General features: G+C 44.9%; 12 protein-coding genes. 5 read left to right on the forward strand and 7 right to left on the reverse strand.

All coding sequences use genetic code 11. The annotated features are described in order from the left end of the window. From SPUTW3181_RS16720 to SPUTW3181_RS22010, 3 genes are all read left to right on the forward strand, one after another. Complete coding sequence (locus tag SPUTW3181_RS16720) at positions 1-825, forward strand: heme ABC transporter ATP-binding protein (protein WP_011790480.1); 825 nt, start codon at positions 1-3, stop codon at positions 823-825. Positions 826-938: 113 nt separating this feature from the next. Continuing rightward, entirely contained in the window at positions 939-1283 is a 345-nt protein-coding gene (locus SPUTW3181_RS16725) for a DUF2956 domain-containing protein (protein WP_011790481.1), read from the forward strand. Positions 1284-1544: 261 nt separating this feature from the next. After that, the gene (locus SPUTW3181_RS22010) at positions 1545-1838 is read left to right on the forward strand and encodes a hypothetical protein (RefSeq protein ID WP_011790482.1); all 294 of its coding nucleotides are present in this window, start codon (positions 1545-1547) and stop codon (positions 1836-1838) included. A 49-nt stretch (positions 1839-1887) separates the two neighbouring features. Here the strand turns inward: SPUTW3181_RS22010 and SPUTW3181_RS16730 are convergent, their stop codons facing one another. From SPUTW3181_RS16730 to SPUTW3181_RS16740, 3 genes are all read right to left on the reverse strand, one after another. Beyond that, positions 1888-2202: a hypothetical protein gene (locus SPUTW3181_RS16730; RefSeq protein WP_041408242.1), complete on the reverse strand. Its 315-nt coding sequence runs from the start codon at positions 2200-2202 to the stop codon at positions 1888-1890. Positions 2203-2460: 258 nt separating this feature from the next. Next, positions 2461-3438 carry a hypothetical protein gene (locus tag SPUTW3181_RS16735; RefSeq protein ID WP_011790483.1) on the reverse strand — a complete coding sequence of 326 codons (978 nt, stop codon included), beginning with the start codon at positions 3436-3438 and terminating at the stop codon, positions 2461-2463. Between the two features lie 866 nt (positions 3439-4304). Then, positions 4305-5843 carry a peptidase M17 gene (locus SPUTW3181_RS16740; protein ID WP_011790485.1) on the reverse strand — a complete coding sequence of 513 codons (1539 nt, stop codon included), beginning with the start codon at positions 5841-5843 and terminating at the stop codon, positions 4305-4307. Positions 5844-6062: 219 nt separating this feature from the next. On the opposite strand from SPUTW3181_RS16740, the gene SPUTW3181_RS16745 reads away from it, so the two are divergent. Then, positions 6063-7523 (forward strand): aminoacyl-histidine dipeptidase, encoded by a 1461-nt coding sequence (locus tag SPUTW3181_RS16745; RefSeq protein ID WP_041408243.1) that lies wholly within the window; start codon positions 6063-6065, stop codon positions 7521-7523. A gap of 155 nt (positions 7524-7678) precedes the next feature. On the opposite strand, the gene SPUTW3181_RS16750 is transcribed toward SPUTW3181_RS16745, so the two are convergent. Next, a complete protein-coding gene (locus SPUTW3181_RS16750) occupies positions 7679-8611 on the reverse strand; it encodes a DMT family transporter (RefSeq protein WP_011790487.1) in 933 nt (310 codons plus the stop codon). A gap of 92 nt (positions 8612-8703) precedes the next feature. On the opposite strand from SPUTW3181_RS16750, the gene SPUTW3181_RS16755 reads away from it, so the two are divergent. Beyond that, positions 8704-9603 carry a LysR family transcriptional regulator gene (locus SPUTW3181_RS16755; protein ID WP_011790488.1) on the forward strand — a complete coding sequence of 300 codons (900 nt, stop codon included), beginning with the start codon at positions 8704-8706 and terminating at the stop codon, positions 9601-9603. Between the two features lie 42 nt (positions 9604-9645). Here the strand turns inward: SPUTW3181_RS16755 and dinB are convergent, their stop codons facing one another. The 3 genes from dinB to bfr all read right to left on the reverse strand — a co-directional run bounded on the left by dinB (position 9646) and on the right by bfr (position 13622). Further along, the gene (dinB, locus tag SPUTW3181_RS16760) at positions 9646-10722 is read right to left on the reverse strand and encodes a DNA polymerase IV (protein ID WP_011790489.1); all 1077 of its coding nucleotides are present in this window, start codon (positions 10720-10722) and stop codon (positions 9646-9648) included. A gap of 133 nt (positions 10723-10855) precedes the next feature. After that, positions 10856-12859, reverse strand: a complete 2004-nt coding sequence (locus SPUTW3181_RS16765) for a methyl-accepting chemotaxis protein (protein ID WP_011790490.1) — start codon at positions 12857-12859, stop codon at positions 10856-10858. Positions 12860-13154: 295 nt separating this feature from the next. Further along, positions 13155-13622, reverse strand: coding sequence for a bacterioferritin (bfr, locus tag SPUTW3181_RS16770; RefSeq protein WP_011790491.1), 468 nt, complete (start codon positions 13620-13622; stop codon positions 13155-13157). Between the last annotated feature and the right edge of the window lie 8 nt (positions 13623-13630).

Raw genomic sequence — 13630 nt, forward strand, 5'->3', positions numbered from 1 at the left:
ATGTTGACTAGCCATCTTTCAGAGACGCGTTATTCCAGCACAGTAGATGCAACGCGTACTCAGTTGAATATTTGCCAGCTAAATGTATCCATTGGACAAAAAGCCGTATTACGGGACATAAATGTGCAATTTCAATCAGGCGCAGTTACGGCATTACTCGGCCCTAATGGTGCAGGAAAATCAACCTTGCTTAAAGCACTTTGCCAAGAAATCAGCACGCCTAGGCAATGCATACAACTCGGTCATAGCCAACTAGTGGATTGGCCAAGGAGCGATCTGGCAAAATCCTTAGCGGTACTGCCACAACACGCGAGTTTAACGTTTCCCTTTAGTGTGACTGAAGTCGTTGCTATGGGGTTATACCCCTTAACTCTCAGTAAAAAAGAAGGGGATATTCTTGTTGAGCAAAAACTAGCTGAAGTCGGTTTAACTCATCTGGCTAAGCGCAGCTATCCAACCCTTTCGGGCGGTGAAAAACAGCGAGTCCAACTCGCCCGCGTGTTAACTCAGCTCAGTCAATCGCCCTTTCCTCCCATACTGTTATTAGATGAACCGACATCGGCATTAGATCTCGCCCAGCAGCATAGAGTGCTTGAGTTAGCGCAAAACTTAGCTCACCAACAAGCCTACACTGTGATAGTAGTACTGCATGACCTAAACCAAGCGGCTCGCTATAGCGACCAATTAATCGTATTAAAACAAGGAGAAATAGTAAGCCAAGGTACACCAACTGAAGCGCTATCGGTAGATATCATTCGAGAAGTATGGGACTACGAGCCTATATATGTCCCTGCCCCACAGGGGGGGCATCCACTGATTTTTTAATGAAATCAGGATAATCAACTTACGTTTTTGTAGTCCAATGTGGGTATAATCGCTACGTTTACACTTTTAGCGATAACTTTTCGCCACCGCCGCGTAACTTAGGCAGAATCCAAATGAAACCCACTATCTCGACAGAAACCCAGCAAGAAGCAATGATTGCAGCAAAAGCCACCCAAAAACCGGGACAAACCAAAGAGCAAACAAAACTCATCGCCCAAGGGATTGAAAAAGGCATCGCCGAGTATAAAAAGCTTCAAAAAGCCAAAGCTCGTGAACGGGATAAAGCACGTAAACAACAGTTGAGAGCAAAATCTCGCACAGTTAATAACATTGATGATCTAGAGGATTCAGACGATACCTTAGAATCTCAAAATCAATTCACCACCGCAACTTGGATTGCCATAACGCTCTTACTATTAAGTTGGGCAGGGTTTGTTTTGTATTTTTTCAGGGCTTAATGACGAGTTAATTAAGCCTCATTATCTTAGACTGATTAGATTTAAGCTAAGTCATTCGATTAAACATAAACTCACTTTTGGACAAAACCTTGCTAGATTTTTTACTCTAATTAATTGGATTCGGATTAATATTTGTAAGGCAATTATTTAAAGTTAGTATCAAAACCGATGAACAAGCTATCCCTCTTCTTTGCAAGAATGATCTATTTGGTTAAAACTCGCAGCAGACTGAGCGGTTCAAAACAGTAGACGTGATCACTCATGGACAGCAGAAGCGATCAATTGCGCCAGTGCCACCATGTGATGGCACTGCAACAAATTGCCCGCCCTGCTGGCCGCCACTGCCCAGTTCTACTAGCAATGACTGCTCAGACTGCTGGTCAAATTGCCCAGTTGCAAGCAAGAAAAAGCCCCAAGCAAATGGGGCTGATTAGCACAAACTTTTATTGCTATCCGTTTTGTCCGAAATCAATCAGCATTCAATTCAACAACTACATTTTGGAAATTGACATCTCCAGAGCCATCACTGCAACTCAATCTAACCTTATGGTTTGATTCTAAAATATCCATTCCAGCATTTCCTACCCATGCTTGAGTCACTCCGTCAACGTCCCAAACATTCCATACCTTTAGCTTGGCGTTTTTTTTTTGGTAAGCATCGGAATGATACCTCTGTTGGACTAGTGTCTTCCCACAGTATGATATTTGATAATTTTTCACCGTTTACTTCTATAACACCTTTATCTATTTTTATTTGTATTCCCTGTTTCAGATTAGACTGGGTGCTAACCCATTTGAGGGTTATCTGCTTTTCTTTATTTAATTCAAAACTATAGATCGGGTATGCTTTTGTACCTTCAACTTCTACGGGCTGCCCCATCGTGCTTTGAAATTTTTCAGATAGCGTTTTATTGGTCATTGTTTAGTACCCCGGTCTTCTAAAAAAGCAATAAATTAAGCCACCCAAGTTAAAACAACAACATAATGCACTCTGGGCTTGGCTTCAAGCAACGGAAAGTCACTTAGTCGCAAAAAGACTGACAAGGTATGCTTCAAATGGATGATGATCGACTAAATCGGGCAATTTGATGGAAAAATGGTGATTTTTAGTAAGAGTCGCCCAACCCATTGTCTGGTTGGCCGTTTTAAAAGGTAAAGCCGATGAATAGGCTCGAAGTCAGCCAGCTTTGAGGTGCTGACAGCAAGACGCAAAGTGCCGTCGTCGCTTCTCTAAATGCTCACAGTAATCGGTAAGTTCTTGCAATGTTCCCACAGGGCCATGAAACAACTTGCCAAACTCTGTGGTGAGCTTGAGCCAGTTGTCTTGTTGGATATTCAACCTTGTCAGTAACTTGGCGCTATTGTCACTGATAGCACCACATCTGTCATTTCGAATAATTCGACCTGTATCCTCCACCAATTGAAGATAATCTACTAATGAAAACGCAATGCCATTGGGCTGGTTTTCGCGTTCATTACCAATAAAAGGCAGTAGATTTTTGGGCTGCTCACCTTTCAATGCAGCCCGAATACGCAGTTGAATACTGGTGTGATCTGATTGCTCCAGTGTATCGGCCATTTTAGCTCTGATAGGATTCAAATCAACATACGCCATACAGGCTAAAACTGCGGTCTCATCGAGTAAGGCCTGCGATTTAAAACGGCCTTCCCAGAAACGACCTGTACAGTTATCTTCTTGATTTGCTTGCCTTGCTATCGGCTCATTTAAGCAACGCATGAACCAACTGATGTCACATAAACGGCTTCGATACGTCGCGATGCTATGTTTTAATCTGTTGACCTCATGGGCCTCGACCAACTCACCTTTAGCGAATTTTTGCGTTAATTCATTGCCTTTAAATAACTTATGCCATTGCTCAAGCACCTCCCTATCGCTCCAGCGGTTTGCTGTCTCTACATCAATGCGTAAAACCACATGTAGATGATTGGACATCACCGCAAAGGCAACCACATCTATCGCAAAAATCGCTTCAAGTTTAAACAATAACGACTCAACCCAAGCTCGGCGATGGTCATAGTTTTTACCTGAGTAATCATCATCGCCACATAAAAAAGCACGTCGAACGACACGACTGCAACAATGGTAGAAAGGCGTGTCCTCAACACTGATCTGAGTTCTTCTTGGGCGCGGCATAGCAAATCCTCCCATCAACACTTTTACTGAGTCTAGTAGAGGATCCTAAATCATGCGATTTACCATGGGTGGCTCGATTTTAGCTGCGATTTTAGCTTGTGACCGTTGGTGGCATGGATGCCGCCGTCGAGCCTATAGGGATAGTTTTTTAAAATGAAAGGACGATGGATCACTAGTAAATAGTAACAATTAATCCAGCACAACAAACGACAGGCAAAAAAAAGCCTGCTCAATGAGCAGGCAAAGACATATTTCAAGCGTCCCTTTCGGGGAAGTACATTACCGCGCTAGCGGGAAAAACCTGGCATACCCATGCAAAAACACCGATATGCTACTTGAGTCTAAACACGCCAAAAAAGGCGATACAAAGGTTGATGGATGATGGAAACTTACACTTTAAGGAGGGTTAGGCCTTAAAGCTCATGGCGAATAAACCGCCACGCAAAACATCAGTGTTAAACCAAGTGTTTTGCCAATAAAAATGGTTGTTGCCTGTATAAGACATAGTCAATGCTCCTAAATTAGTTGTGATTAAGTACTCTAGTGAAGCTTGGCTCGGTTCCTTGGAACTAGAGATTCTCAAATCCGTTGAGACGACTTGTCACTCGGGTCCTTGGAGAAAAATATCCATCCTGGATAGACTAGAGAGGAAAGGCGTAGTGCCTAATCCACGGAAGCAATTATATGGTTTTGTAGTTTTATTACAACCTTTATTTGTATTTTTTTTCATTAAGGCTTTTTAATGTAATTAAATTACACAATTATACTGGGGTTAATGGCGATCTGCTTCACATAAAAACAGAAATAATCCTGTAACCACCTAATAAGTAAAATATTACAGAATTATTTCTATTTGTTGCGACCCGTTATCGATTGATCACATATTGATACAGCGCCACGAGTGGACTGGCCGTCGGTTTACCATACAGCGGATCCCCTTCGGTCGCACTGCCGGCAATATCTAAGTGAGTATAAGCTAAGGGAATAGGTGCATTTATCCCGTGATCAAATAGCCCCGACGCCTTCAATAAAAACGCTGCAGGATATTGATGTCCACGGGCTGTCACCGATGACGGCGCATTATTGGAAGATAAGATGTCAGCAGCGCCAGAGACATCGCGGATTTTGGCAAAATCTTCACGGCGTAAGGTCGACACTTCGAAGGGTTCGCCCCACTGACTCGCCTGCTGTTGTAAAGTCATGGCACATTGCTGCAAACTTGCTACTGAGTTTTCTACCGCCGCGGGATAACCGCCATAACAACGCACAACATGGCCTGTGAGTGTTGCAACCGAAAATAGTTCAGGCTGCACCGCCGACACGGCTTTAATCCGTAAATGGCTCAGTAAATCCGCCAGCACTAAACGCCCTTCGGCATCCGTATTACCAATGCGTACCCGTACGCCTGCATGGCTCGTAATAATTTCATCGGTCACAAAGGCTTCGCTGCCTATGCTGTTACGCACTAAGCCCAACTCGGCAATCACTCGAATACCTTTAGGTTTAAGCATTGATAGGGTTTTAAATAGCCCCGCCACGGCAGAAGCGCCGCCTTTATCGCGACTCATGCCCGCCATAGCACCACCGACTTTCAGATCGGCACCGCCCGTATCGTAAATCACACCCTTACCCGCAAACAAGAAAGTGCGAGTCACCTTCCCTTCTGGCTGATATTCTAATTTAACCACGCGAGGTTGATGACGACTAACGGCAAAAGAAGAACGTGCCACAGCGCTGAGCAGCGGATAATCACGCTCTAAAATATCTCTATCTTCCACTACCGAAGTTTTGATCACGCTGCCTTTAAAGGATTGCAGGCAATAATCGGCAAAGGCTTTAGCCGACATACGCTCTGGCTCAGTACCACATAAATCCCGCGCTAATACGCGCCCCGCCTCTAAGGCATTGAGTAAATTGCTGTTATGGGTTGACGAAGATAATAACCCTATGGCCTCAAATGCCGGCATTAAGCCCGTCGCCTCACGCAGCTCTAAGGTTTGCCATAATTCTTGACCGCAAGCTAACGCCGCGACTTCAGAGGCAAAACCAAAACGCGCGTCCTTCGATGGCACCACATAGAGCAGCGGACGTTGTGCGCCTGCCTCTTTTGCAATGGCAATCGCCGCTCTTGCAGCATCGGCGTATACTCGCACATCTACATACTCATCGCTCACTTGGGTAATAGGCGCGATAATTAAGCGACCTCCCGCCAGCCCTGGGGCAAACAGTAATATCGGGCTCTTACCGACACGTTTATCCACATGGGCACCGTGCTGAGCCAATAAGCCTATCTCATCAAAACCGATAGAATCCAGATCAGGCGTCACCACCACAACTGCATCCCAGCCTTCACCATCAAAAATGGCACTTTCTGCTTTTACATCAACGAAGTTAACTTGAAACATGACCCATCCTTTTTCATTATTGTGCCTGCATTATTCCCGCTCTATCGCCTAATTACCAATCTAAAAATGGTATCGACACTCCCAGAAAAAGCCGAACTGGCAACTTTGGCTGCCAGCTCAGCAAAAGCCTGTGACGCTGTGATTATTTGGCTGCACAGAATGTGCTAGAATGGCCGCAAATTTGCCCTATACCCACAAGACCTTATGAGGGACACTCAAGTGACAGCCTTAAGTCAGTTATACCCACAACCATTATGGCAATGGTTTGAACAGATCTGCGCGATTCCCCACCCTTCTAAACACGAGCAAGCCTTAAGCCAGCACATCCAAGCGTGGGCTAAAGATAAGCAACTCGCCGTAGTCGAAGATGCCGTTGGCAACTTAATCATCCGTAAACCTGCGACGCCCGGTATGGAAAATCGTAAGACGGTGGTAATTCAAGCCCATATCGATATGGTGCCACAGAAGAATGCCGATAAAGTGCATGACTTTACTAAAGATCCTATCGAAGCCTATGTGGATGGCGACTGGGTTAAAGCCAAAGGCACCACCTTAGGTGCCGACAACGGTATTGGTATGGCATCGGCTTTAGCCATTTTAGGCTCAGATGATATCAAACACGGCCCATTAGAAGTGCTGCTGACGATAGATGAAGAAGCAGGCATGACAGGTGCTTTTGGTTTACAAGCGGGTATGTTAGATGCGGAGATCCTCATCAATACCGATTCAGAGCAAGAAGGTGAAATCTATATGGGCTGCGCCGGTGGCGTCGATGCTCAAATCACCCTGCCTATGGTGTGGCAAGCGTCTGAGCAAAGTTACTCGGCCTTTAGCCTACACTTATCAGGCTTAAAAGGGGGTCACTCTGGGGTGAACATTCACTTAGGTCGTGGCAATGCCAACAAACTATTGGCCCGTTTTCTGTTTGAAAATGCCGATGAGTTAGCGTTAGAACTCACCCAATTTAGCGGCGGTTCACTGCGTAATGCTATTCCACGGGAAGCCAATATCAGCTTTATGTTGCCAGAAGAAAACGTCAGCGCCTTAAACGAAAAAGTCGCAGAGTTTGAAGCGCTTATCCGTACCGAATTAGCCATTGCCGACCCAGATATGCGTTTAGTGTTAAACACTATCCCAACGCCAAAACGTGTAATGAGTGAAAACAGCCAAAATACCCTGATCGATTTGCTGCATGTGTGCCCAAATGGTGTGATCCGCATGAGTGATGAAGTTGAAGGTGTGGTTGAAACTTCACTCAATGTTGGGGTTATCAGCACTAACGATGAAGAAGTCACTATCCTGTGCCTTATCCGCTCACTGATCGATTCTGGTCGTACCCAAGTCGAAGGTATGTTAACTGCGTTAACTAACTTAGCCAGAGCCGATATTGATTTAAGCGGCGCTTACCCAGGTTGGAAACCAGATAACAGTTCACCTGTAATGGCGATAGTACGTGAAACCTATCAAGATATTTACCACAAAGAGCCTGTGATTATGGTGATCCATGCGGGTCTCGAGTGCGGTCTATTCAAGAAACCGTATCCAGAGATGGATATGGTCTCGATTGGCCCCACCATTCGCTATCCACATGGCCCAGACGAAATGGTAAACATCACCACTGTCGGCCAATATTGGACATTGCTACTGGCAGTGTTAGAGCGAATCCCAGTTAAAATTTAAGTTGATACTCATACTAAAGCCGCGCTTTATAGGATAAAGCGCGGCTTTTTATTTTCGTTTTTCCAATTGAGATATATTGCTGGAACAAGTTTACCGCTCAACTAAATAGCGACTACAAACAAGTAGTAACTCACCTAAACCGACCTCAAAGCAAATTAACAACGCTTAACTACTAAGCCTCTTGTTGCACGTAGATTAACCAACATAGGTAACATCAACGCGAGGATCACTATCGCCATACCCACCAATTGAATTTCCGTTACCGCCTGCCCCATGGCTAAAGCAGTTAATGCAGCAAAGACAGGCACGAGATTGAAAAAGACCGATGCCTTAGCAGGGCCAAGCGCCTTAACACCATTAATCCAAAATAAATAACCCAGCACAGTCGCAAATAGACCAATGTAGAGCACGCTGGAAAAGGCTATCATCGACAGTCCCATCAACTCCTGCCAAGGATGAAATTCACCACGACCAAGCCCAACCACGGACATAGATACACTTGCCGCAATCATACTCAGCAAGGTAAATGGCAGCACTGGTAACCAATGCCCAACCCGTTGCGAACAGATAGTATAACCACTCCAAGCGAACATCCCCGCAGCAACCATCAAGTCACCTTGGTTAACACTAAAATTGAGCAATTGCTGCAAACTGCCGTTAGTGATAACCAGTAGCACGCCAGCCAAACCACCCACTAAGCTAAACACTTGTTGCCTGCTGAGCCATTCACGTTGCAATAGTGCGTTGACGATTGAAGTCACCAGCGGGCTGAGTGCCATAATCAAGGCGCCATTGGCCGCAGAGGTGTGTTGTAGACCATTAAATAAGGCGAGGTTTAAACCACCAACACCAATCACGCCCACCAACGCGATGACTGTGTATTGCCCCAAGCTCAATTTGGGCCAAGCTTGACGCGTAAAAGCGATATATAACGCCAGCGTGACCGCGGCTATGGTAAACCGCCAGAAAACGAGGGATTCTCCCGACATCTCCTCCAGCACTCGCTTAGCAATGGGAAACACACTGCCCCAGCTAAAAACACAAATCAGTAGACAAACGAATGTCAGGTAAGGGGTATGGGATTTCATATCTGCCTCTTGGGAGGGAATTGGGATTGAGCTTAGTTTATAAGTTTCATATATTATTAAAACTAGCAAGATTGAGAGCTTAAATTCCAAATATGAAACTTAATTATTCCCTAGACGATATGCGTTTATTTTGGGTTGTGGCACAGCAGGGCAGTTTTAAGCTCGCGGCTGAGCATTTAGGTATTCCACCGTCTACCTTAAGTCGTCGAATCAATCTATTAGAACAGTCTTTAGGGTTGCGCTTACTGCACCGAGACGCCCATAGGGTAAATCTTACCGCCACAGGTCAGCGTTATCTCGAACGTTGCGGCCCACTGTTTATCGAGTTAAACCAAGTATCGGGTGAGCTGCATGCCGATAAACATCAAGCGGTTGGAAAACTGCGGATCTCAGCACCCATCAACACCACCTACCTTTGGCTGGGGGAATCACTCAACGCCTTTCAATTACGCTATCCTAATATCGATATCGATTTAAGCCTGTCGAATATGAATATCGATGTCAGTGAAAACGCGATTGATATCGCCTTTCGGGTTGGCGAGCCTAAAGATCCTGATTGGATTGCAAGGCCACTCACCACCATTAGCTTTGTGCTTTGCGCCAGTAGTTCGGCAACGCAATGGCATTCTCTGCAATCTATAGAGGAGCTCGAACAACATCCCGTTATTATCGCAAAACCAGCTAAAACATGGCGCTTACAACATAATATCACTGGGCAAGATTTCGAATTTGAGCCGAGGGGCAATATCAAATTAGCCGTCGATGATATGGCTATCGCCAGTCAAGCTGTGATGGCAGGGCTCGGTATTGGACTATTACCAATTAGCATGGCGAGTGAACGAATACAAAGCGGCAAGCTTATTCAAATACTGCCCGAGTGGAAAGGTGCTCCGCGTACCGCTTACTTGATGTATCGCGATCGCGATAATCTTCCTCTACGGGTTAGGCTCTTGATTGATTTTATGCTGGAAAACCCACCCTCAGCTTATTAAGCGATTCGAGTTGGTGATGAAATTGATCGACTCAATAAGTGCCTAGAGCGCTAAATCAAGCTGAGTCTGGGTGTTTAATGTTGATGCGACATAAAGTGTTGAATCGGCTAATCCTACAGAAATACCCACAAGCCGGATCCCCCGAGCATCCTGCCTAGCTAATGCCTGAGTAAGAAGATCATAAAACAGGTTCACTGAAACCTCCTCAGTGCGATGCTCTATGGTGGTTTGTTTAAAATCGCTAAATTTAAGTTTAACGACTTGCTTATGGATCTTTCGATCCTTAGCGCTGCGGCTTAAACGCAACGCCAACTCTTGGATTAATCCCGGCATCACCTGCTGGCACTGTTCTAAGGTATAAATATCCTTGGCGAGAGTGGTCTCAACGCCAACGGACTTACGCTCACGATCGATGGAAATTCCCCGTCCGTCAATGCCATGGGCGCGCTCAATTAGCACTGCACCCAATTTACCAAAACGGGAGAGCAACTCTTGTTTTGAATAAACCTGCACATCACCACAAGTGTTTAACCCAAGGGATGTTAACTTTTCAGCGGTGACTTTACCCACTCCGGGAATTTTACGTAGCGATAAGGTCTTAACAAACTCAGGAAGCATCTCTGGTGTGATCACATATTGCCCGTTAGGCTTATTCAGATCCGAGGCAACCTTTGCCAAAAACTTCACTGGTGCTATCCCCGCCGAAGCCGTTAAACCCGTTTCGGCTAAGATATCACGGCGAATAGCCTCAGCAATTAAGGTTGCAGAACCCTTATATTGTTGGCACTCACTCACATCTAAATAGGCTTCATCTAAGGAAAGCGGTTCAATCAATGGCGTGTAGCGGGAGAAGATTTCACGAATGTGTAGCGATACTTCTTTGTAAACCTGCATCCGACCGGGAACCAAAATAAGATTGGGACACAGCTTAAAGGCATAGGAAGTCGCCATCGCCGAACGTACCCCAAATTTACGCGCCTCGTAACTACAAGTGCTGATCACACCGCGACGTTCACGACTGCCACCCACGGCTAAAGGCTTGCCACGGTACTCGGGAAAGTCACGCATTTCTACTGCTGCAAAATAGCAGTCCATATCGATGTGAATAATTTTTCGCACGTTGAATTCCTCCAACGTCAAAATACTGTATATAAAACCAGTAATCAAGTGCTCTATACACACTTATTCTCTTACCCACAGATAAAACAAAAGGAGCCGAAGCTCCTTTTATTGATGACGCGTCTACCTGAGATCAGATTTTGAATTGCCCAATATTTAAGGTGAGTTTACGGGTTACATGTTCAAAGCCCTGTAGACTTTGCGATAGATCTTGGCTGGATAACAAAGATTGATCCGATAAACCACGGACATTCTCAACGTTTTGCGCCACTTCCTCAGCCACTACCGCCTGTTGACCAATTGCCACGGTAATTTCTACGGTTTGTTGCTGAATAGACACAATGGCATTTGCGATATCATTTAATGCTTGCTCCACTTGAGTCGTCAGATCCTGACCTGCTTTTGCCTGCTCAACGCCAGACTCCATCACTTGTTCTGCCTGTAATGCACTTTGTTGTAATGTCTGAATAATGCCCTGAATATTAGCGGTAGAATCTTGGGTTCGCGATGCCAACGTACGCACTTCATCTGCCACCACAGCAAAGCCACGGCCTTGTTCACCCGCACGGGCCGCTTCGATAGCCGCATTGAGCGCCAGTAGATTAGTTTGCTCGGCAATATGACGAATAACACTCAATACCTCACCGATTTGTTCTGAGCTATTACGTAAGTGTTTAATCACTTTTGCAGCCTCAATAACTTGCAGAGATAGTACTTTCATCCCTTCTGTCGCACGTGAAACAATCTGAGTACCATCGTGGGCTTGAGTTTGTGCTTTCTGTGCAAAATCATTTGCTCTTTGGGCACTCACCGCCATCTCTTGGCTCGTCTGTGCCATTTGTGTCGCTGCGGTTGCCACAGAATCGATTTGCTGTTTCTGAGATGACACTGAAGATACGGCTAATTCACACACTTGCCGAGCATCTTCCACCCCTGTACCGACTTCCTGCGTTAGCGTGCGGGTATGCAATAACATATGCTGAACTTTTTCAGCAAAGCGGTTAAAGGCATCACCCAGTTTGCCTAATTCATCTTCTCGATCCATTAGAATACGTTGAGAAAGATCGCTATCACCTTCAGCAATATCCTCCATCGCATCCAATAGCTTAGATAACTGACGTCTAAAGGGCAGCAACATTAACCAAACCGTTATTCCGACTAATAGCATAATGCCGATAGCAACTAAACACGCATTCCAAAAGGCCACTGTCACAGGCGCTTCTATTACCTCATGGGGTAACATAAAGGCTAAGTGCCATTTTTGCTTAGGATAATCCCCTCCGACAGATACAAAAGTGACTCTCTGTGGCACGCCATTAAACGTCACTTCAGCAAAGCCTTGAGCTTCCCGTTGCATCTGTTGTCTTAGTAAGGCGAATCCAGACGTATTTTCAAACTGACTGTCGACTTGACTAGCTAAAGAGCCCGGTGGAAAACGCTCAGAAAATCCAGGGAAATAAACCAGCTTGCCGTCATCGGTCATCAGGAAAGCCTGACCAAAATTGCGATATTTGATCGGTGCTAACAGGGATTTACCAATAGTATCGATCAAAATATCCATACCACCGATACCAATCAATTCACCATTTGCCCCATAGACAGGAGTTTTAACCGTAGCAGAGATAGAGCCATCGTTAGCATCCACTGCAGGGTCGCCCACAAAGAGTCCACGTTGGTCGATAGCCTCCTGCCACCAAGGTCGTTTATTGGTGTAATAATTGGGGTCGCCATCGAAACGACCATTGAGATCAAAATATTCAAACGTATTAGCCGAACCAAAAAATACGGATTTTATATCGGGATCGCGCTCAGAAAAGGATTTGAAATAACGAATAATATTTTGATATTGGCTATCAGCGGCAAGATTGCTGCCACGGGCATGATACTGGCTAAACCAACTCACTAAACCCGGTTCAGCAAATATGGAGTGGATGACCTGACCCTTAGCAATAAAATATCCACTGATTTCATTGGCTTTTAATGCAACAAGTGCCGAAATATCCTCATCGACTTGCTTACGAGTATTATTACTTTCTTTCGTTACCAACAAAACGGCAACTAAGGTAAGGAGTACTGCTAAGGCGCTGACAATCGTCACAACCAACTGCAAACTTAGAGAACGTTTTATATATCCCATCTATATCCCCGTCAGACCGACAACATTTAACAATATAAGGCGCAAAAACAGTTTTACACGTTAACAATTTTTACGGGGCAACAACAGATGAAATTCATATAAAAAACGTAAACAACTATTTGTAAAGAAAGGACATTACACACATAACAGAATTAGCTGAATTTAATAAAGATGGCAGAGGATGAATTTGTGAGGGCGGATTTTTATAGTTAGATAAACTGTATAAAAGATTAAGTATATGTACAAAAGTAGAAATAAGATCAGCGAGGCAAACCCGCTGATCTTCATGTAGACGTTACATCTTAGTTTGCAGATAGTTTTGCAGTCCAACACGGTCAATAAGTCCAAGTTGTTTTTCGAGCCAATACATATGATCAGACTCAGTATCGTCAAGCAACACTTCAAGTATTTCTCGAGTCTGGTAATCTTGCTTCTGCTCACATAGGGCGATCACTTTACGTAAATCATCCGCGACCTTGTATTCGTAGGCGAGATCATTACGTAGCATTTCTTCTACATCTTTACCTATATTCAATGCCTCACGGGCAGCAACATTAGGCGTACCTTCGAGGAATAAAATACGCTGCACGAGTTTTGCTGCATGGGCTTTCTCATCATCTGACTCATGGGCGATACGCTCATAGAGTTCATTCAAGCCCCAATCTTCGTACATATGGGCATGGACAAAATACTGATCCATTGCCGAGAGTTCTCCCGTTAGGAGTCGATTTAACGCATCGATGATATCTTTATCGCCTTTCATATTTCGCT

Source organism: Shewanella sp. W3-18-1 (assembly GCF_000015185.1).
Classification (GTDB): Bacteria; Pseudomonadota; Gammaproteobacteria; order Enterobacterales; family Shewanellaceae; genus Shewanella; species Shewanella putrefaciens.

Bases quoted from the DNA above. Each gene is read 5' to 3' on its own strand.
- SPUTW3181_RS16735 (WP_011790483.1), bottom strand. From the start codon at position 3,438: ATGCCGCGCCCAAGAAGAACTCAGATCAGTGTTGAGGACACGCCTTTC.
- SPUTW3181_RS16720 (WP_011790480.1), top strand. From the start codon at position 1: ATGTTGACTAGCCATCTTTCAGAGACGCGTTATTCCAGCACAGTAGAT.
- bfr (WP_011790491.1), bottom strand. From the start codon at position 13,622: ATGAAAGGCGATAAAGATATCATCGATGCGTTAAATCGACTCCTAACG.
- SPUTW3181_RS16725 (WP_011790481.1), top strand. From the start codon at position 939: ATGAAACCCACTATCTCGACAGAAACCCAGCAAGAAGCAATGATTGCA.
- SPUTW3181_RS16755 (WP_011790488.1), top strand. From the start codon at position 8,704: ATGAAACTTAATTATTCCCTAGACGATATGCGTTTATTTTGGGTTGTG.
- SPUTW3181_RS16750 (WP_011790487.1), bottom strand. From the start codon at position 8,611: ATGAAATCCCATACCCCTTACCTGACATTCGTTTGTCTACTGATTTGT.
- SPUTW3181_RS16765 (WP_011790490.1), bottom strand. From the start codon at position 12,859: ATGGGATATATAAAACGTTCTCTAAGTTTGCAGTTGGTTGTGACGATT.
- SPUTW3181_RS16730 (WP_041408242.1), bottom strand. From the start codon at position 2,202: ATGACCAATAAAACGCTATCTGAAAAATTTCAAAGCACGATGGGGCAG.
- SPUTW3181_RS22010 (WP_011790482.1), top strand. From the start codon at position 1,545: ATGGACAGCAGAAGCGATCAATTGCGCCAGTGCCACCATGTGATGGCA.
- SPUTW3181_RS16740 (WP_011790485.1), bottom strand. From the start codon at position 5,843: ATGTTTCAAGTTAACTTCGTTGATGTAAAAGCAGAAAGTGCCATTTTT.